Source organism: Sphingopyxis sp. Geo48 (genome assembly GCF_949769155.1).
Classification (GTDB): Bacteria; Pseudomonadota; Alphaproteobacteria; order Sphingomonadales; family Sphingomonadaceae; genus Sphingopyxis.
This window is the reverse complement of the sequence record NZ_CATKPA010000008.1, coordinates 39,140-57,638: the sequence shown is the minus strand read 5'-3', so window position 1 is coordinate 57,638 and position 18,499 is coordinate 39,140. Positions and strand designations below refer to the sequence as shown.

At 66.1% G+C, this 18,499-nt stretch carries 17 protein-coding genes and 1 pseudogene; 15 read left to right on the top strand and 3 right to left on the bottom strand.

All coding sequences use genetic code 11. The features are described 5' to 3' along the window. Positions 1 to 5: 5 nt before the first annotated feature. From QOL79_RS18260 to QOL79_RS18245, 4 genes are read left to right on the top strand one after another with little or no spacing between them, the layout of a single operon-like run. Positions 6 to 1,235 (top strand): TolC family protein, encoded by a 1,230-nt coding sequence (locus QOL79_RS18260; RefSeq protein WP_188235735.1) that lies wholly within the window; start codon positions 6 to 8, stop codon positions 1,233 to 1,235. Beyond that, positions 1,232 to 2,461, top strand: coding sequence for an efflux RND transporter periplasmic adaptor subunit (locus tag QOL79_RS18255; RefSeq protein WP_058455289.1), 1,230 nt, complete (start codon positions 1,232 to 1,234; stop codon positions 2,459 to 2,461). Before QOL79_RS18260 ends, QOL79_RS18255 begins: the two co-directional genes overlap by 4 nt. Further along, entirely contained in the window at positions 2,458 to 5,592 is a 3,135-nt protein-coding gene (locus tag QOL79_RS18250; RefSeq protein ID WP_058455290.1) for an efflux RND transporter permease subunit, read from the top strand. The genes QOL79_RS18255 and QOL79_RS18250 overlap by 4 nt, the downstream gene beginning before the upstream one ends. Further along, on the top strand, positions 5,589 to 5,957 hold the full coding sequence (locus QOL79_RS18245; protein ID WP_011542714.1) for a copper-binding protein: 369 nt from the start codon (positions 5,589 to 5,591) through the stop codon (positions 5,955 to 5,957). Before QOL79_RS18250 ends, QOL79_RS18245 begins: the two co-directional genes overlap by 4 nt. A gap of 85 nt (positions 5,958 to 6,042) precedes the next feature. On the opposite strand, the gene QOL79_RS18240 is transcribed toward QOL79_RS18245, so the two are convergent. After that, a complete protein-coding gene (locus tag QOL79_RS18240; RefSeq protein WP_011542715.1) occupies positions 6,043 to 6,465 on the bottom strand; it encodes a MerR family transcriptional regulator in 423 nt (140 codons plus the stop codon). Positions 6,466 to 6,569: 104 nt separating this feature from the next. Between QOL79_RS18240 and QOL79_RS18235 the strand changes: the two genes are divergently transcribed. From QOL79_RS18235 to arsH, 10 genes and pseudogenes are all read left to right on the top strand, one after another. After that, positions 6,570 to 7,232 (top strand): cation efflux transmembrane domain-containing protein, encoded by a 663-nt coding sequence (locus QOL79_RS18235; protein WP_041383325.1) that lies wholly within the window; start codon positions 6,570 to 6,572, stop codon positions 7,230 to 7,232. Between the two features lie 62 nt (positions 7,233 to 7,294). Beyond that, the gene (locus QOL79_RS18230) at positions 7,295 to 7,666 is read left to right on the top strand and encodes a DUF3703 domain-containing protein (RefSeq protein ID WP_011542717.1); all 372 of its coding nucleotides are present in this window, start codon (positions 7,295 to 7,297) and stop codon (positions 7,664 to 7,666) included. A gap of 20 nt (positions 7,667 to 7,686) precedes the next feature. Next, positions 7,687 to 7,995, top strand: a complete 309-nt coding sequence (locus tag QOL79_RS18225; RefSeq protein WP_041383326.1) for a hypothetical protein — start codon at positions 7,687 to 7,689, stop codon at positions 7,993 to 7,995. A gap of 59 nt (positions 7,996 to 8,054) precedes the next feature. After that, positions 8,055 to 9,326 carry a TolC family protein gene (locus QOL79_RS18220; RefSeq protein ID WP_011542719.1) on the top strand — a complete coding sequence of 424 codons (1,272 nt, stop codon included), beginning with the start codon at positions 8,055 to 8,057 and terminating at the stop codon, positions 9,324 to 9,326. Between the two features lie 4 nt (positions 9,327 to 9,330). Further along, positions 9,331 to 10,479 carry an efflux RND transporter periplasmic adaptor subunit gene (locus QOL79_RS18215; RefSeq protein WP_058456029.1) on the top strand — a complete coding sequence of 383 codons (1,149 nt, stop codon included), beginning with the start codon at positions 9,331 to 9,333 and terminating at the stop codon, positions 10,477 to 10,479. A 3-nt stretch (positions 10,480 to 10,482) separates the two neighbouring features. Beyond that, positions 10,483 to 13,710, top strand: a complete 3,228-nt coding sequence (locus tag QOL79_RS18210) for an efflux RND transporter permease subunit (RefSeq protein ID WP_011542721.1) — start codon at positions 10,483 to 10,485, stop codon at positions 13,708 to 13,710. 755 nt (positions 13,711 to 14,465) lie between these two features. Next, a pseudogene (locus QOL79_RS18205) lies at positions 14,466 to 15,691 on the top strand (IS3 family transposase); the annotation flags it as partial. A 33-nt stretch (positions 15,692 to 15,724) separates the two neighbouring features. Next, complete coding sequence (locus QOL79_RS18200; RefSeq protein WP_283420341.1) at positions 15,725 to 16,165, top strand: HAD-IC family P-type ATPase; 441 nt, start codon at positions 15,725 to 15,727, stop codon at positions 16,163 to 16,165. A gap of 20 nt (positions 16,166 to 16,185) precedes the next feature. Next, positions 16,186 to 16,506, top strand: a complete 321-nt coding sequence (locus QOL79_RS18195) for an arsenic resistance protein (RefSeq protein WP_283420337.1) — start codon at positions 16,186 to 16,188, stop codon at positions 16,504 to 16,506. Positions 16,507 to 16,511: 5 nt separating this feature from the next. Continuing rightward, positions 16,512 to 17,267 (top strand): arsenical resistance protein ArsH, encoded by a 756-nt coding sequence (gene arsH / locus QOL79_RS18190; protein ID WP_058455253.1) that lies wholly within the window; start codon positions 16,512 to 16,514, stop codon positions 17,265 to 17,267. A gap of 20 nt (positions 17,268 to 17,287) precedes the next feature. On the opposite strand, the gene QOL79_RS18185 is transcribed toward arsH, so the two are convergent. After that, positions 17,288 to 17,665 (bottom strand): hypothetical protein, encoded by a 378-nt coding sequence (locus QOL79_RS18185; RefSeq protein WP_058455254.1) that lies wholly within the window; start codon positions 17,663 to 17,665, stop codon positions 17,288 to 17,290. Then, on the bottom strand, positions 17,665 to 17,913 hold the full coding sequence (gene merT, locus QOL79_RS18180) for a mercuric ion transporter MerT (RefSeq protein ID WP_058455255.1): 249 nt from the start codon (positions 17,911 to 17,913) through the stop codon (positions 17,665 to 17,667). The genes QOL79_RS18185 and merT overlap by 1 nt, the downstream gene beginning before the upstream one ends. 103 nt (positions 17,914 to 18,016) lie before the next feature. Here merT and QOL79_RS18175 point away from each other — a divergent pair, with 103 nt between their 5' ends. Next, the gene (locus QOL79_RS18175) at positions 18,017 to 18,415 is read left to right on the top strand and encodes a MerR family transcriptional regulator (RefSeq protein ID WP_283420336.1); all 399 of its coding nucleotides are present in this window, start codon (positions 18,017 to 18,019) and stop codon (positions 18,413 to 18,415) included. Positions 18,416 to 18,499 lie beyond the last annotated feature (84 nt).

The window sequence follows — 18,499 nt, the reverse complement described above, 5'->3', positions numbered from 1 at the left end:
GACATATGCGCATATATCTTGCGGCAGTTTTGCTTATCCCGACGCCCGCGGCGCTACATGCCGAGCCGATGACGCTCGATACGGCGCTCGACCGCGCGGCATCAGAGGCGCCCGAATTGCAGGGTCGCGAAGCCGGCATCGATGCTGCCCAATCGGCGGCGATCGCCGCCGACCGGCTGCCCGACCCGAAACTCAATATCGTCCTGCAGGATTTCCCGGTGACCGGGCCCGACGCGGGCCGGTTCAATCGCGACGACTTCACGATGCAGGTCGTCGGCGTCAGCCAGGAGTTCCCGAACCCCGCCAAGCGCCGCGCGCGCGCAACGCGTGCGCAGGCCGACATCGGAATCGCCCGCGCCGACGAGGCGGTCACCGCGCAGGATATCAGGCTCGCGACCGCGCTTGCCTGGGTCGACCTTTACTACGCCAAGAAGCGTCTCAAGGAACTCGACCTGCTCGATTCTGGTCTTGAAGACCTTCAAGCGACGGTGACCGCGCGGCTGGCCAGCGGCGCTGCGCGCCCGGCACAGGCGCTTGAACCCGATCAGCTTCGCGCCGCGATCAATGATCGCCGCAGCGCACTCGCCGCCGAGATTGCCCGCGCCCGCGCGCAGCTCGCGCGCTTTACCGGCGACGCAGCCGCCGACACGCTGGGAGACTTGCCGCCGCAAATGATCGACGAGCAAGGATTGCGCTCCGGAATCGACGCCCTGCCAAGGCTGCGCGCGCTCGATGCCCGCGCCCTCGCCGCCGATGCCGAGACCGGTCTCGCCCGCGCAGACAAGCGCCCCGACTGGAGCGTCAACGCGGCCTATGGGCGGCGCGAGCCCAATTTTGGCGACCTCGTCACGGTTGGCGTCACCGTAGATCTGCCCTTCTTCTCGAAAAGGCGGCAGGATCCCAAGATCGCCGCGCGCGCCAGCGAGGCGACGCGCGCCCGGCTCGACCGTGAGGCCGCCAAGCGCGACATCGCGGCGGGGCTCGACGCCGATCTCGCCGATCACCGCATGCATCATGAACAACTCGCCAATGCGCGCACGCGGCTCGTGCCGCTCGCGAAGAAGCGCGCCGAGCTCGATCTCGCCAGCTACGCCGCCGGAAAGCTCGATCTCGGGACCGCACTCCTGTCGACACTCGCGCTCGCCGAGGCCGAAGTCGATGCGCTCGCTCGCGAAGCCGAGGTCGCGCGCGACGCGATCCGGATCAACACTATTTATGGGGAGGCAGGTCGATGACCGATGCAACATCAGCGGCGCGTTGGCGCGCCGGAATATTGGCCGCGGTGCTGATCGCGGGCGGCAGCGGTTACTGGCTGGGACAGAGCGGTCAGAGCGATGCGCCAAGCGAAGCGGCAGGCAGCGGCGGGCGCAAGATCCTCTATTATTATGATCCGATGTTCCCGAACCAGAAATTCGACAAGCCCGGCAAGTCGCCCTTCATGGACATGCAGCTCGAGCCCAAATATGCCGACGAGGGCAGCGGCGCGGCACCGGGCGTGTCGGTCGATCCTGCCGCGCGGCAGAGCCTCGGCATAAGGGTGGTCGTGGCCGAAATGGGCAGCCTCGCGGCGACCTTCGACGTCAACGGCAGCATCGATTTCAACCAGCGCGACGTCACGATCGTCCAGGCGCGCTCGGGCGGATTCGTCGAGCGCGTCTATCGCCTCGCGCCCGGCGACGTCATCGGCGCCGGCACGCCGATCGCCGACCTGCAATTGCCCGAATGGGGCGGCGCGCAGACCGAATATCTGAGCGTCAAGAAACTCGGACGTCCCGACCTCACTGCGGCGGCGCGGCAGCGGCTGCGGTTGATGGGCATGCCCGAAGGCGTGATTGTCGAAGTCGACCGGACCGGACGCACCGGCGGCCGGATGACCGTCCGCGCGCCGATCGGCGGCGTAGTCCAGACGCTGGGCGCGCGTGCGGGCGTGACGCTTGCCGCGGGGCAGACGCTCGCCGAAATCTCGGGGCTCGGCACGGTGTGGCTCAACGCCGCGCTCCCCGAAGCGCAGGCGGGACTCGTACAGGTCGGCCAGCGCGCGACCGCGACGCTCACCGCCTTTCCCGGCGAAGCATTCACCGGCAGGATCATTGCGATCCTGCCCACTGCATCGGCCGACAGCCGGACGCTGACGGTGCGCGTCGAACTCGCCAATCGCGGCGGGCGTCTCCGCCCCGGCATGTTCGCGGTGGTGGCGCTCGGGGGCGATGCCAAACCGGCGCTGCTGGTGCCGAGCGAAGCGGTGATCCGCACCGGCACGCGCAGCATCGTGATGCTCGAGAAGGGCGACGGGCGCTACCATCCCGCCGAAGTGATCACTGGACGCGAAGGTGGTGGCAAGACCGAGATATTGCAGGGGCTCGCTCCCGGCGAAAAGGTCGTCGCGTCGGGCCAGTTCCTGCTCGATTCCGAGGCGAGCCTGACCGGCCTCACCGTCCGTCCGCTGGAGCCCGCGCAATGATCGCGAAGATCATTCGCGCTTCGGTCGCGGCGCGCGGGCTCGTCGTCGCGGCGGCGCTGATCCTGACCCTGCTCGGGATCGCCGCGGTGCGCACGACGCCGGTCGATGCCCTGCCCGATCTCTCCGACGTCCAGGTCATCATCCGCACCACCTATGCGGGTCAGGCGCCGCGGATCGTCGAGGATCAGGTCACCTATCCGATCACGACGACAATGCTCTCGGTGCCCGGCGCGCGCGTCGTGCGCGGCTACAGCTTCGTCGGCGACAGCTTCGTCTATGTGCTCTTCGACGACGGCACCGATCCCTATTGGGCGCGCAGCCGCGTGCTCGAATATCTGAGCCAGGTGCAGAGCCGGCTCCCCGACGGCGCGCGGGCGAGCCTCGGCCCCGACGCGACCGGGGTCGGGTGGATCTATGAATATGCGCTCGTCGACAAGAGCGGCCGCCACGATCTTGCCGAGCTCCGCAGCCTCCAGGACTGGTTCCTGCGCTTCGAACTGAAGTCAGTGCCGGGCGTCGCCGAGGTCGCGAGCATCGGCGGCATGGTGCGCCAATATCAGATCATCGTCGATCCGCAGAAGCTTGCCGCCTTCGGCGTGACCGCAACCGACGTGGCAGACGCCCTCAAGCGCGCAAACCAGGAAAGCGGCGGCGGCAGCCTCGAACTCGCCGAGGCCGAATATATCGTGCGCGCGGGCGGCTATCTGAAATCGCTCGACGATTTCCGCAGCGTCCCGATCCGCACCGCCGGCGGCGGCATCCCGGTGACGGTCGGCGATGTTGCGACGGTCCAGATCGGCCCCGACACGCGGCGCGGCATCGCCGAACTCAATGGCGAGGGCGAGGTCGCGGGCGGCGTGATCGTCATGCGCGAGGGCAAGAATGCCCGCGAGGTCATCGACGGCGTGCGCGCCAAGCTCGCCGAGCTCAAGCGCAGCCTGCCGCCGGGGGTCGAGATCGTCACCACCTACGACCGTTCGGGGCTGATCGATCGTGCGGTCGACAATCTCACCTCGAAGCTCGTCGAAGAATTCATCATCGTCGGGCTCGTCTGCGCGCTGTTCCTGTGGCACGCCCGGTCGGCGCTGGTCGCCATCCTGACCCTGCCGCTCGGCATCCTCATCGCCTTCATCGTCATGCGGCTGCAGGGGCTCAACGCCAATATCCTGTCGCTCGGCGGCATCGCGATCGCGGTCGGCGCGATGGTCGATGCGGCGGTGGTGATGATCGAAAATGCCCACAAGCATCTCGAACATTGGGAGCGCGATCATCCGGGCGAGGAATTGAAGGGCGCCGAGCGCTGGCGCGTCATCACCGATGCCGCCGCCGAGGTCGGCCCGGCGCTGTTCCTCAGCCTTCTCATTATCACCTTCTCCTTCTTGCCGATCTTCACGCTCGAAGGCCAGGAAGGGCGGCTCTTCGCGCCGCTCGCCTTCACCAAGACCTATGCGATGGCGGCCGCTGCGATCCTCTCGATCACGCTCATCCCGGTGCTGATGGGCTGGCTGATCCGCGGAAAGATCCCGGCCGAACAGGCCAATCCGGTCAACCGCTGGCTGACCCGCGCCTATCGCCCGGCACTCGACTGGGTGCTCGAACGGCCGAAAAAGGCGCTCCTCATCGCCGGCCTCGTCTTCGCCACCAGCCTCTGGCCGATGACCCAGATCGGCGGCGAGTTCATGCCGCAGATGCATGAGGGCGATCTCCTCTACATGCCCTCAGCGCTTCCCGGCATCTCAGCAGCGCGGGCGTCGAGCCTGCTCCAGCAGACCGATCGGCTGATCAAGACGGTGCCAGAGGTCGAAAGCGTGTTCGGCAAGGCGGGCCGCGCCGACAGCGCCACCGACCCCGCGCCGCTCGAGATGTTCGAGACGACGATCCGCTTCAAGCCGAAGGACCAGTGGCGCCCCGGCATGACCGAGGAGAAATTGATCGAGGAGCTCGACGCGCGGGTCCGGGTCCCTGGGCTCGCCAATTTCTGGATCCCGCCGATCCGCAACCGCATCGACATGCTCGCGACCGGGATCAAAAGCCCGGTCGGCATCAAGGTCGCGGGCTCGGATCTTGCCGAGATCGACCGCACCGCGAAGCGCATCGAGGGCGTAGTCAGGACCGTCCCCGGCGTCGCCTCGGCGCTGGCCGAGCGCCTGACTGGCGGCCGTTATATCGACGTCGACATCGATCGCGCCGCCGCGGGGCGCTATGGTCTCAACGTCGCCGACGTGCAGGCGATCGTCGCGGGCGCGATCGGCGGCGAGACGATCGGCCAGACGGTCGAGGGGCTCGCGCGCTATCCGATCAGCGTCCGCTATCCACGCGAGATGCGCGACAGCATCGGCGAGCTCGCGGCCCTTCCGATCCTGACGCCGTCGCGCCAGCAGATCACGCTCGGGACGGTGGCGAGCGTCAAGGTCAGCGACGGGCCGCCGATGCTGCGCAGCGAGAATGGCCGCCCGGTGACCTGGATCTATGTCGACAGCCGCGGCCGCGATTTGCAGGGTCTGGTGCACGACATCCAGCGGGCGATCGCGCGCGATGTCGAGCTGCCCCCCGGCGTCAGCATCTCCTACACCGGGCAGTTCGAGTTCCTCGTTCGTGCGACCGAGCGGATGAAGGTGGTCGTGCCGGTCACGCTCGCGATCATCTTCATCCTGCTCTACCTCACCTTCCGCCGCTGGGACGAGGCGCTGCTCATCATGGCGACCTTGCCCTTTGCACTCACCGGCGGGCTCTGGCTGCTCTATCTGCTCGGTTACAACCAGTCGGTCGCGAGCGCGGTCGGGTTCATCGCGCTCGCCGGCGTCGCCGCCGAGTTCGGGGTCGTCATGCTCATCTACCTCAAGCATGCGCTCGCCGATCGCGGCGATGGCGACATATTGGCCGCGGTTCGCGAGGGCGCGCTGCTTCGCGTCCGGCCGAAGGCGATGACCGTCGCGGTGATCCTCGCGGGCCTGTTCCCGATCCTCGTCGGGACCGGCACCGGCTCCGAAGTGATGAGCCGCATCGCCGCGCCGATGATCGGCGGCATGCTGACCGCGCCGCTGCTCTCGATGCTCATCATTCCCGCCGCCTATCTGCTGATGCGCAGGCGCGCGGCCCATCCCGTTCAACCCGAAGGAGAAATGACATGAAGAATTTGACCGCCATCGCACTGGGCATCGCGCTCAGCGCAGGACTTGCCGGCTGCGGCAAGCAGGGCGAAGCGCCGAAGACCGAAGAAAAGGCCGCGATGGCCGATGACGCCGGAACCATGGCGATGCCCGCCGAAACCAAACATGGCAAGGGCACGGCGACCGTGACCGCAATCGATAGCGCGAAGGGACAGGTCACGCTCGATCATGGCGCGATCGCCGAACTCGAATGGCCGCCGATGACGATGGGCTTCGCCGCAAAGCCCGAGCTGCTGAAGGACATCAAGGTCGGCGACAAGGTCGCGTTCGAGCTCGACTGGAACGGTAAGGCCGGGACGATCACCAAGCTCGACAAGGCGCCATAATATCCGCCGGCGCGCGCGGCGAAGCCAGTCGTCGCGCGCGCCAGCCCCTTCCTTCCCCGAACCCGGATGCGTCCGGTCGGATCGATCAATCGGTCTGGAGCGCGAGTTCGGTGCCCGCGATCGCCTCGATCACCCGGCATTCGGCGGCCCGGCCGCCCTCGCAGGAGGTCGCGACCTCGGTCAGCGCCGAGCGCAAGGTTTCGAGCCGCGCGATGCGGATGCCGATATCGGCAAGATGCGCGCGCGCGATCGCCGCAGCCTCGCCGCAATCGCGGTCGGGCTGATCCGAAAGCGCCAGCAGCGAGCGGATTTCGGGGATCGAAAAACCGAGCTGCCGGCCGTGGCGGACGAAGGCGAGCCGCCGAAGGTCGGCCGCATCATAGCTTCGCCGTCCCGAAGCGGTGCGCAGGGCTTCGGGCAGCAGCCCGATCTCTTCATAGAAGCGGATGGTGTTGACCTTGGTCCCGGTCTCCCGGGCAAGGTCGCCGATCGCGAGCCGCTTGGTCATATTATGCTTGATCCTCCAGTGACTGGAGGATGTATAGGCGGTCCTCGTCCGAAGTTGAAGGCGGCAAAGCGAAGAGCGCGCCACCACCATGGAGTGAAGACGCGATGGCGGAGGGATCCGAGAACGGCGACGGCTGCGGCTGCACGGGAGACCCGGTGCGCGCGGAAAAGGACCCGGCCTATCGCCGTGCTCTTTGGATCGTGGTTATCCTAAATCTCGGCTTCGGCGCTATCGAGATCGTCGGCGGATTCATCGCCAACAGCCAGGCGCTGAAGGCCGACTCGCTCGACTTCATCGGCGACGGCACCATCACGCTGGCCGGCCTCGTCGCGATCGGCTGGACGGCGCTCGCCCGCACCCGCATCGCTCTTGCCCAAGGCCTGTTCCTGCTGACGCTCGGGCTCGGCGTCATCGGCGTCGCGCTGTGGCGCGCCCTGACAGCGGTTCCGCCCGAAGCCGAGCTCATGGGCGGCATCGGCTTCGTTGCACTGCTCGTCAATCTCACCTCGGCGGCGGTCCTCTCGCGGTTTCGCGAAGGCGACGCCAATGTCCGCGCTGTTTGGCTGTTCAGCCGCAATGACGCGGTCGCCAATGTCGCGGTAATCATCGCTGCGGGTCTCGTCGCATGGACCGGCCAGGCCTGGCCCGACCTTGCAGTGGCCGCCATCATTGCAGCGCTCTTCCTGCATTCGGCCTATGAAATTCTTCGCAGCGCGCGGACCGAGCTGCGCCAACTGTCGGAACAAGGGATTCGTGGTCAGGCTTGACCCTGTAGTTGCTACAGGGTGCATAAGGCCGGCGAATCGACGCAAAGGGAAATGTCGCGAGCATGCTGGATCGACGTCAAGCTGCCGGCCTGATCGCCGCCGAGATGACGCATTACCGGGCCGCGCGGCGGGCCGGCGATTATCCCGCGGCCTGGCGCGCGCTCGAGCGCGCGCACATCGTTGCGCAGCCCTTCTTCGGCATTCACCTGTCGTCGCATGGCCACATGCTCGGTTTCGCGATGGCGCTCGGCGACTGGCGCGAAGCGGCGGGGCAGATTTTCCGGCTGGCCCTCGTCCCTCTGGGATCGCTGACGGGCCGGATCCCGGCAGGCAATAGTGGGCGGGCGCGGGTCAGCGCGTTCCAACCCATGGCGATTCCATCCGATCTGGCCGCCGCGATGTCACGCCGCGACAAACAGATGACGGGTCGATAGGGGGCTTTATGGCTGGTGCGATGATGCGACTGCTGGTGATTGTGGGCGTGCTGCTTTGCACCCTGCAATTCTGTGAGCCCGCGTCCGCGCATATTGCCGATCAAGGCACCGCCTATTCGCTGGACAGGGACGGCGGCAAGCAAGTGCCGGGCGAACCGGCAAAGAAATTCGCCCATAGCGGCCATCATCATTGCCCCATGGCGCCGGACCAGCATCAGACGGTCAGCGAAGCCCCGCTGGCCCCGGCGCGTGGGCCACTATTTGCCGCGCCGGTCGTGCAGCGACCATCGCGCGTCCTGCCGCCCCTTCTCGACCCGCCCCTCGCCTGACGTCTTGACGCGCTCGCGCATTCGCGCGGCGATCTATCGGCTCAATCGAGGATGGAATTATGTACAGGATCGTTGTTGCCCTCGTGGCAGCCACATCGTGCGTTGCGATAGCGCAGGCACAGGAGGTCGGCACCGAAAGCCGGCAGATATCAGGACCGCTCCTGACGCTCGACGAGGCGGTTGCGCTCGCGGGCGGCAGCGCGCCCGCGGCGGAAGCCGCAGCGGCGGACGTTGATGCCGCAAGCGCAGCCCGCCGAGTCGCGGGGCTGCGCCCCAACCCAGCGCTTTCGGTCGAAGTCGAGAATTTCGTCGGCACCGGGCCCTATAATGGCGTCAATGGCGCCGATATCACGGCAAGCGTCGCGATCCCGCTCGAACTCGGCGGCAAGCGGCAGGCCCGGATCGCGGTTGCCGATGCGGCGGCGCACCGCGCGCAAATCGCGCAGGCGATTGCGCAGGCCGATATCCGGTTCCAGGTCACCGAACTCTATATCCAGGCCTCGGCCGCCGAAGTGCGTGTCGCGATTGCCGAGGACCAATATCGTATCGCCGGCGACACGGCGCGCGCCGCGACCATAAGAGTGCAAGCGGGGCGCGCCTCGCCGCTCGAACAAGAACGCGCCGAAGTCGCGCGCCTGACCGCCGAAACCGAGGCCGAGAAAGCGCGCCGCCTCGCCGATGCCGCGCGCGCCAGTCTCGCGCGCCGCATTGGCCGCCCGGTCACCGGCCCGCTCGATGTCGCGGTACTCGGCGGCCCCGGAAGCGGCACCATGGGTCCGCCCCGCCCTGTATCGGCGGCTGGCACGCTCGCGCTGGCGGCGGCCGATGCCGACCTCGCCACCGCGGATGCCGGCGTCGAACTGGCGCGTTCGCAGCGCGTGCCCGATCTTACCGTCGGGCCGGGCGTTCGCCGGCTCGAAGCCACCAACGATGTCGCTGCGGTGTTCAGCGTCTCGGTGCCGCTGCCGCTGTTCAACAACGGACGCGCCGCGGTCGACCAGGCGAATGCCGAACGGCGGCGTGCCGACGCGCAGCGCCGCGTCACCGCGCTCGATATCGAGCAGAAGATCAGCGACGCCGAAGTCGAGGCTGCCAATGCGGCCGCGGCGGCGCGCGTCGCGAGCGGCCCCGCTCTGTCCTCGGCCATGGAAGCCGCGCGCATTGCGCGCATCGGCTACCGCGAGGGCAAGTTCGGACAGCTCGAACTGCTCGATGCCGAACGGACGCTGACCGAGATGCGCTCCGCGTCGATCGAAGCCCTCGCCTCCTATCAACTCGCCAAGGCCCGGTTGGAACGCCTGACGGCTCCCGCGCCGCTCGAAGGAAATTGACCCGATGACTATCACTATCAACCGAAAGCTGCTGCTCGCCGCGACGCTGCCGCTGTTCCTCGCCGCCTGCGGTGGCGGCGAGACCGCCAAACCCGCCGACGAGCATGGCGAGGAAGAGGCCGGCCATGCCGACGAGGGCAAGATCACCCTCACCAACGAGCAGATCAAGATCGCGGGGATCGCGCTCGGCAGCCCGACCATCGGCAGCGCCGGCGCGCTGCAATTGCCCGCAACGATCGAAGGCGATCCGCAAGGAACGCAGGCCGTGTCGGCCGCGATCGGCGGGCGGATCGTCGCGCTCAACCGCAATCTCGGACAGAGCGTCGGCCGTGGGCAGACGCTTGCGATTGTCGAGAGCCGCGAGGCCGCGCAGCTCCAGGGCGAGGTGCAGGCCACGCGTGCCCGATTAGCGCTTGCCAACTCCAATCTCGCACGCGAGGAGCGGCTGTTCGCACAGCGCGTGTCGCCCGAGCAGGATGTGATTGCGGCACGCACGGCCGCGACCGAAGCCAGGATCGCCTATCAACTCGCGCAGCAGCAGGTATCCGCCGCAGGGGGCGGCGGCGGCCAGCTCAACCGGATTGCCATTACCGCGCCGATTTCGGGCCAGGTAATCGCGCGCAGCGTGGTGCTCGGTCAGACGGTTCCCGCCGATGCAGAACTCTATCGCATCGCCAACCTCTCGAGCGTTTCGCTCTCGCTGAACCTCCAGCCCGCCGACGCCGGTCGTATCCGGCCCGGCGCCGTCGTCTCGGTGAGCGCGCCTGGACGCCAGGCGACCGGCAAGATCAGCTTCGTCTCGCCCGCGCTCGATCCGGCCACGAAGCTCGTGCCCGCAATCGCGATCCTCGACAATCGCGCCGGCCAATGGCGCGTCGGCGAAGCCGTGACCGCCTCGGTCGCGCTGGCTGCGAGCGGCGGCGTCGGCTCGATCAGCGTTCCCGCGACCGCGATCCAGACCGTCGAGGGCAAGAGCGTCGTGTTCGTGCGTATCAAGGACGGGTTCGAGGCTGTCCCCGTGGTGCTCGGCGACCGCGCGGGAGCCAATGTCATCGTCCGCTCCGGGCTCAAGGGCACCGAGCAGATCGCCATCACCAACAGCTTTTCGCTCAAGGCCGAGATCGGCAAGGGCGAAGCAGGCGATGAGGACTAAGCCATGATCGCTCGTATCGTTACCTGGGCGGTCGAAAAGCGCTGGCTTGTCGTCCTGCTCACCGCCATCGCCGCCATAATCGGGGCGACAGCATTGTCGCGCCTGCCGATCGACGCGGTTCCCGACATCACCAACAACCAGATCCAGATCAACGTCCGCGCCCCCGCGCTCTCGCCCGAACTCGTCGAGAAGCAGGTCGCCTTCCCGATCGAGACCGCGCTCGCGGGGATCCCCGGCCTCGATCACACAAGGTCGCTGAGCCGCAACGGCTTCGCGCAGGTCACCGCGGTCTTCGACGATTCGACCGACATTTATTTCGCGCGCCAGCAGGTCGGCGAACGCCTCAACGAGGCAACCGAGAATATACCCGACGGGGTTCGCCCGGAGATGGGGCCGATCGCGACGGGTCTCGGCGACGTCTATATGTGGACGGTCCGCCTCGCGCACCGCAAAGACGATGCGCACAAGGCCGGCGAGCCCGGCCTCCAGCCTGACGGCAGCTATGTGACCCCCGAAGGCGAACGGCTCGTCACCGAGGCCGACAAGTCGACCTATCTTCGCACGACGCAGGACTGGATCGTCACGCCGCTCGTCCGGACGGTTCCCGGCGTCGCGGGCGTCGATGCGATCGGCGGCTATTCGAAGCAGTATCTGGTCGTTCCCGACGTGCAGCGCCTCGCCGCGCTCGACCTCAGCCTCACCGAGCTCGCCGAAGCCCTCGAACGCAACAATAGTGCGGTCGGCGGCGGCGTCGTCGAGCGCAATGGCGAAGGGCTCGCCGTTCGTTCGGACGCGTTGGTCCGCGACACCGCCGAGCTGGCACGCACCGTCGTCGCAACGCGCGCGGGCGTTCCGATCACGCTCGACCAGGTGGCGACGGTCCGCACCGGACAGGCGGTTCGCATGGGTTCAGCCTCTGAAAATGGCACCGAAGTCGTCGTCGGCACCGCGGTCATGCGCATCGGCGAGAACAGCCGGACGGTCGCGACCGCGGTCGCAGACCGGCTGAAGGAGGTAAACGCCTCGCTGCCGCCCGATGTCGTTATCGAGCCGGCGCTCGATCGTACCAAGCTCGTCAATTCGACGATCTGGACGGTCGGCAAGAACCTGACCGAGGGTGCGCTGCTCGTCATTGTCGTGCTTTTCCTGCTGCTCGGCAATTTCCGCGCAGCGCTGATCGCGGCGCTCGTCATCCCGATCACGATGCTGCTCACCAGCTTCGGCATGCTGCGCGCCGGCGTCTCGGCGAACCTGATGAGCCTCGGCGCACTCGACTTCGGCCTCATCGTCGATGGCGCCGTCATCATCGTCGAGAATGCGCTGCGGCGCATGGCCGACCTCCAGCATCGCCACGGCCGCATCCTGACCGTCCAGGAACGTCTCGCGACCGTTGCATCGGCCGCGCGCGAGATGGTGCGACCGTCTGTCTACGGGCAGGCGATCATCATCCTCGTCTATGTGCCCTTGCTCACCTTGAGCGGGGTCGAGGGCAAGACCTTCATCCCGATGGCGCTGACCGTGATCATCGCGCTCGCTTTCGCCTTCATCCTCTCGCTCACATTCGTCCCCGCCGCGATCGCGATCTGGCTTTCGAAGCGGGTCGAAGAAAAAGAGGGCCGCATCATGGCGTGGCTGAAGCAACGCTACGAGCCGGGTCTCGACCGCGCGATTAGCAAGCCCAAGATCACCCTCGGCGCGGGCATCGGGGGGTTCGTCATCGCGATCCTCGCCTTCTTCTCACTCGGCCAGGTCTTCCTGCCGCAGCTCGACGAGGGAGATCTCCTGATCCAGGCGTTTCGCGTGCCCTCGACGTCCGTCGAACAGAGCCAGGCCATGCAAGTGCCGATCGAGCGGATGCTCGCAAGGCAGCCCGAGGTCGCGATCGTCTTCTCGAAGACCGGCACGGCGGACCTCGCGTCCGATCCGATGCCGCCCAACGCGACCGACAATTTCGTGATCCTCAAGCCTCGCAAAGAATGGCCCGACCCAAGCCTCCCCAAGGCCGAACTCGTCGAGCGGCTGGAGAAGGAACTGAACAAGATCCCGGGCAATGCCTATGAGATCACTCAGCCGATCCAGATGCGCTTCAACGAGCTGATTGCGGGCGTGCGCGGTGACATTGCGATCAAGGTCTATGGCGACGACTTCGACGCGATGAACGCGACCGCGCAGCAAGTCGCCGCAATCTTGCGGAAGACCGAAGGCGCGAGCGACGTGCGCGTCGAAGAAACCGAAGGTCTCTCGATGCTCGACATTCGGGCGAACCGCGACGCGATGGCGCGGCTCGGCGTCAGCGCGCGTGACGTGCAGGATGTCGTCACCGCAACGATCGGCGGCCGCGAGGCCGGCACGATCTTCGAAGGCGACCGGCGCTTCCCGATCGTCATCCGGCTGTCCGACGCGCAGCGCGCTGACCTGTCGGTGCTCGAACAGGTACAGGTCCCGGTGGCGGGCGGCGCCTTCGTGCCGCTTGCGAGCGTCGCCGATATCCGTATCGTCGAGGGACCGAACCAGATCAGCCGCGAAAACGGGAAGAGGCGCGTCGTCGTCCAGGCCAACGTCCGCGGCCGCGCGATCTCCGACGTCGTGGCCGACGCCAAGGCCGGCATCGCTAAGGATGTTCGCCTCCCCGCCGGCAGCTACCTTGAATGGGGCGGCCAGTTCGAGAATCTCGCCTCCGCACGCGACCGGCTTCAGCTCGTCGTCCCGGCCTGCTTCATCCTGATCCTGCTGCTGCTCTATGGCGCGCTTCGATCGTCGCGCGATGCGGCGATCGTGTTCACCGGGGTTCCGCTGGCACTGATCGGCGGCGTGCTAGCACTGTTCCTGCGCGGGATGGACTTCTCCATCTCGGCAGCAGTCGGGTTCATCGCGCTCTCGGGTATCGCGGTGCTCAACGGCCTCGTGATGGTGTCGTCGATCCAGGAACTGATGCGCTCGGGCATGGCGCGGGCCGAAGCCGCAAGGCAAGGCGCGCTCATGCGCCTTCGCCCCGTCGTGATGACCGCGCTCGTCGCCAGCCTCGGGTTCGTGCCGATGGCGCTCGCGACCGGCGCGGGCGCCGAAGTGCAGAAGCCGCTCGCGACGGTGGTGATTGGGGGACTGATCTCGGCGACCCTGCTCACGCTCTTCGTACTTCCGACCCTCTATGCCCGCTATGGCAGCCGGGAAGCCGACCTGCGGGAAGATCATTTGCAGTACGACGACAGCCTATCTGCGAGCACCCCCTAATGATCAGCACGACAAGACGCGCGGCACGCAAGGCTGCGGTTCTGTTGAACCGGCGGGCGACCATGCTGCTCGCTGGCGCCCGGGCGCCGATTCTCGACGACTTCGTGAACAGGTTGCCACATTGCCCGGCGATTCACATCGTAAGGGATCAGAATTCTAAAAATCTGGATCCAGGTCCAGCCCGGAACGGATGAGGTGCTCGTCACCGGAAGCGCCCAACGAGCCGGGACGAGCAGAGTCGTAAACCGCGGGCATCTTCACGCTTCCGCCGACATCGTCGGTGGAAGCGAGTCGATCATCGCAGACGCGCGCTAGACCTGTCCGATTTCCCCGTGCGTTAGATATTCCGCCCGGTTCGGCGTATCTATACCGATTTGAACATCTATCTGCTCCGCAACCGCTTGGCTGGAGTGGGTGGAAATCGCTGCCGGAGAACATGACAACGTCCTCTTCCGCCTCGGCCGGGCAGCCGTTTCCGAAGGGGTCACGCCGTTGGCGTTCCACTCCAGCAATTTTGACGCAACCCAGCCGATCGGAGGGACCGACTCATTCTACTGCGCGCTTGGGCCCCGATCCGGTAGTTGCAGCACGCTAAGCGCCAATCCTTTCCTAGACACACCCGTCGGCTCGCCGTCATCATATTACGTCCTTATTACGCGAGACGAAATGCGGCTCGACGTAACGCGGCATATTACGCCGCCTTTTGGCGTAAGTGACTGGAATTACTAGGAAAACTGGAGCGGGCGAAGGGATTCGAACCCTCGATCGCCGAGCTATGCCGCAAGGAAGGCATTGCCCAGAGCCTGTATTACACCTGGTCGAAGGAGTTCATGGAAGCTGGCAAGCGCCGCCTGGCCGGCGACACCGCCCGTGCCGCGACCACCGGAGAGGTCCAGGACCTGCGCCGCGAAGCCCGGGCCCTGAAGGAATGCGTGGCCGATCTGACACTGGAAAACCGTCTGCTCAAAAAAAGCATGGTCGCGGATGGGGGCAACGACGAATGAGATATCCCGCATCCGAGAAGCTCGAGATCATCAGAACCGTCGAGCAGTCGCACCTGTCGGCCAAGCGCACGCTGGACCAACTCGGCATCCCTCGTCGGACATTCTACCGCTGGTATGATCGCTACCTCGAAGGCGGGCCGGAGGCGTTGGAAGATCGGCCATCGGCGCCGAGCCGGGTGTGGAACCGCATCCCGGCGGGCATCCACGACCAGATCATCGAGCTGGCGCTGGAACAGTCTGAGCTGAGCCCCCGGGAACTGGCCGTGCGCTTCACCGAAGGGCAGCGCTACTTCGTGTCGGAATCCACGGTTTACCGCCTGTTGAAGGCCCACGACCTGATCACCAGCCCGGCCTATGTCGTGATCAAGGCTGCCGATCAGTTCCACACGAAAACCACGCGGCCGAACGAGATGTGGCAGACCGACTTCACCTACTTCAAGATCATCGGGTGGGGCTGGATGTATCTGTCGACCGTGCTCGACGACTTCTCACGCTACATCATCGCCTGGAAGCTGTGCACCAACATGCGAGCCGAGGACGTCACCGACACGCTGGACCTCGCCCTGGCGGCTTCTGGTTGCGACAGCGCCACGGTGCTGCACAAACCCCGGATACTCAGCGATAATGGCCCCAGCTACATCGCGGGTGAGCTGGCGGAATACATCGAGGCCCGGAAGATGAGCCATGTCCGCGGCGCCCCGTGTCATCCCCAAACCCAGGGCAAGATCGAGCGCTGGCACCAGACCCTGAAAAACCGCATCTTGCTGGAAAACTACTTCCTGCCCGGCGACCTCGAAGCCCACATCGAGACCTTCGTCGAGCACTACAATCACCAGCGATACCACGAGAGCCTGGCCAACGTGACGCCTGCCGACGCCTACTTCGGCAGGGCTCCGGCAATCATCAAACTGCGCGAAAGGATCAAGCGACAGACCATCGAACATCGGCGCTTGCAGCACCGCAAGTTCGCCGCCTAACATCAACCCCCTGACGAGGTCCGCACTCCGCTAATCTACGCCGCGAGTTGTGCCGAATGTTCTGACGACGGACAGAAGAGTGCCGTGGTAACGCGCCTTCGCGAGGAAGGGAGAATTGTCGCAATGGCCGGCGACGGCGTCAACGACGCGCCCGCGCTCGCTGCTGCCGATGTCGGGATCGCGATGGGATCGGGCACCGATGTCGCGATCGAGAGCGCCGGAGTGACGCTGCTCCATGGCGACCTGATGGGTATCGTCCGGGCGCGGCATCTCAGCCATGCCACGATGCGGAATATTCGCCAGAATCTCTTCTTCGCCTTCGCATATAATGTCGCCGGGATTCCGATCGCGGCTGGCGCGCTCTATCCGGTTTTCGGCTTGCTGCTGTCGCCGATTATCGCCGCCACCGCGATGGCGCTCTCTTCGGTCAGCGTGATCGGCAATTCGTTGCGACTGCGCCTGGTGAAAATCTGATCCGTGCGGCGCTTCGCACATTGCGTATACCCGGCGACGTCGTCCGGATCGCAATCCCGCTCACCATCTATTTCGTGGTGCAGTTCCTCATCAGCTTCTGGATGGGCAAGGTCATCGACGCCGATTACCCTCGAACCACTGCGGTCGCCTTCACGGCCGCAGGCAATAATTTCGAGCTCGCAATCGCGGTCGCGATCGCCGCCTTCGGCCTCGCCTCGCCAGTCGCGTTTGCAGCCGTCATCGGCCCGCTCGTCGAAGTCCCCGTCCTCATCCTGCTCGTCAGCGTCGCATTCCGTCTCGGACGGCGCTGGTTCCCGGCAAGCACGCCTTCGGAAGCCTGACACTCATGACCGAACAAAATTTCACGCGTCTGCGCGTCCTCGCCGACGCAGACCATCTCCCGGCTCTAAGCCCCGAATATACTCGCTCGCAACCCGCACTCGGCCTCGGGCCGCTCGATCCGGCGCCGCGCATCCTCCTGCTGTACGGAAGTCTGCGCGAACGATCCTTTTCACGCCTCGTCGTCGAGGAGACCGCGCGCCTGCTCCAGCTCTTTGGCTGCGAAACCCGCATTTTCGACCCGTCCGACCTGCCCCTTCCCGACCAGGTTGCCGATGACGATCACCCGGCGGTCGAGGAACTCAGACAGCATTCGATCTGGTCCGAAGGTCAGGTCTGGTGCAGCCCCGAGCGCCACGGCCAGATCACCGGCATCATGAAGGCGCAGGTCGATCATCTGCCGCTCGCCTACAAGGGCGTTCGCCCGACGCAGGGCCGCACGCTCGCGGTGATGCAGGTGTCGGCGGGCTCGCAGTCGTTCAACAGCGTCAATACGCTCCGCATCCTGGGTCGCTGGATGCGGATGATCACAATCCCCAACCAGTCGAGCGTCGCCAAGGCCTGGCAGGAGTTTGACGAGGCGGGGCGCATGTTACCGTCGAGTTATTATGATCGCATCGTCGATGTCGCGGAAGAGCTGGTGCGCTTCACCGTGCTCACGCGCAGGCATGCCGACCAGCTCGTCGACCGCTATTCGGAGCGCAAGGACCGCAACGAACCGGTCGCGACGCCCGCCGACCTGGCGGACCTGCCCAGGGCCTAGCGGTTTGCGCTGCGGTCCAATCAGCGCAGCAGGCCGATCAAGGGCGCTTCGATCAGCGGTTCCCACAAGAGCGCAATTGCCGTCAGCAAGGTCGAAACGCCGAGCAGGATGAGGGTCGACGCGGCCGCCTTCCGCCCGGTTGCCCTGGACTGCCGCCAGACGATGAACCATGCGGCGGCGACGACAATCACCGAGAGCGCGCGCAGCCATGGCGCTGCCCCTTCGAGCCAGCTCAATGCGGCTCCCGCGCCCGCGAGCGCCGCAGCCGGCAGGGCGAGCGGAAGCACGCAGCAGGCCGCGCAGCTCAGCACCGCCGCCGACGACGTCATTGTCGCTGCGACCCCGGCGCCCGTTTCGGCCGAGCCAGTCTGCTCCGGCATTTCCATGCGCGTGGCCATCAATTTGCCCCTTCCGGCTTGCAGCCGCACGATCCGTCGATTTTGCAGGTCGCCGGAGCCTGCTGGCGCCGACGCTGTGCGACATAGGCGGCGGCGACCGCGGCGAGCAAGAGGCTGCCGATGAGGATGGCGATCCCGTTCCCGCTCGCGATTCCGAGTGCGCCTAGGGCGCTGGCCCCGAAAAGCAGCGGAAAAGCGCAGCATGCCGCGCAGGCGGCGCCCAGCCCGATAGCCATTTTCCACTTCATCACATTTTCCTTCCCAGATTTCCGGCTCAGGATTATGCCTATGCGGCCTCAAGTAGCTTGAGGTGCAAGCGATAAATGAATGGCCTTTCCCATGACGCGTGAAATGATGATCGGCGATGCCGCCAAAGCGGCGGGCTGCTCGGTTCCGACGATCCGCTACTATGAGAGTGTGGGATTGCTTGCCGAAGCCGCCCGTACCGCCGCGGGGCACCGCTCCTACCGACGGCAGGATGTCGAGCGCCTCACGCTCATCCGTCGCTGCCGTGACTTCGGCATGTCGATCAACCAGGTCAAGACGCTGATCGCGATCCGCGAGAGCCCGTCGTCGTGCGACAATGCACTCGAGGCCGTGACTCTTCATCGCGAGCAGTTGAACGCCCGGATAGCCGACCTCAAAGCCCTCGACCGCGCCCTCGCGCTGATCGTCGCGCGCTGTGAGGCGGATTGTGCGGGCGGTGCGTCATCCTGCTGCACGATCTACGACGATCTCGCGGTCGCTTGAGATGCGCGCCATGATCGCCCGAACGGCTCGAACGAAACGAGGCGCGACAAGCATAGCATCGAACTTCAGCCCGACCGCGCGAGG

Coding starts and splice junctions, on each gene's coding strand:
- arsH (WP_058455253.1), top strand. CDS start 16,512: ATGACCGAACAAAATTTCACGCGTCTGCGCGTCCTCGCCGACGCAGAC.
- QOL79_RS18230 (WP_011542717.1), top strand. CDS start 7,295: ATGCTGGATCGACGTCAAGCTGCCGGCCTGATCGCCGCCGAGATGACG.
- QOL79_RS18210 (WP_011542721.1), top strand. CDS start 10,483: ATGATCGCTCGTATCGTTACCTGGGCGGTCGAAAAGCGCTGGCTTGTC.
- QOL79_RS18215 (WP_058456029.1), top strand. CDS start 9,331: ATGACTATCACTATCAACCGAAAGCTGCTGCTCGCCGCGACGCTGCCG.
- merT (WP_058455255.1), bottom strand. CDS start 17,913: ATGAAGTGGAAAATGGCTATCGGGCTGGGCGCCGCCTGCGCGGCATGC.
- QOL79_RS18240 (WP_011542715.1), bottom strand. CDS start 6,465: ATGACCAAGCGGCTCGCGATCGGCGACCTTGCCCGGGAGACCGGGACC.
- QOL79_RS18255 (WP_058455289.1), top strand. CDS start 1,232: ATGACCGATGCAACATCAGCGGCGCGTTGGCGCGCCGGAATATTGGCC.
- QOL79_RS18260 (WP_188235735.1), top strand. CDS start 6: ATGCGCATATATCTTGCGGCAGTTTTGCTTATCCCGACGCCCGCGGCG.
- QOL79_RS18220 (WP_011542719.1), top strand. CDS start 8,055: ATGTACAGGATCGTTGTTGCCCTCGTGGCAGCCACATCGTGCGTTGCG.
- QOL79_RS18185 (WP_058455254.1), bottom strand. CDS start 17,665: ATGGCCACGCGCATGGAAATGCCGGAGCAGACTGGCTCGGCCGAAACG.
- QOL79_RS18175 (WP_283420336.1), top strand. CDS start 18,017: ATGATGATCGGCGATGCCGCCAAAGCGGCGGGCTGCTCGGTTCCGACG.
- QOL79_RS18245 (WP_011542714.1), top strand. CDS start 5,589: ATGAAGAATTTGACCGCCATCGCACTGGGCATCGCGCTCAGCGCAGGA.
- QOL79_RS18250 (WP_058455290.1), top strand. CDS start 2,458: ATGATCGCGAAGATCATTCGCGCTTCGGTCGCGGCGCGCGGGCTCGTC.
- QOL79_RS18225 (WP_041383326.1), top strand. CDS start 7,687: ATGATGCGACTGCTGGTGATTGTGGGCGTGCTGCTTTGCACCCTGCAA.
- QOL79_RS18235 (WP_041383325.1), top strand. CDS start 6,570: ATGGCGGAGGGATCCGAGAACGGCGACGGCTGCGGCTGCACGGGAGAC.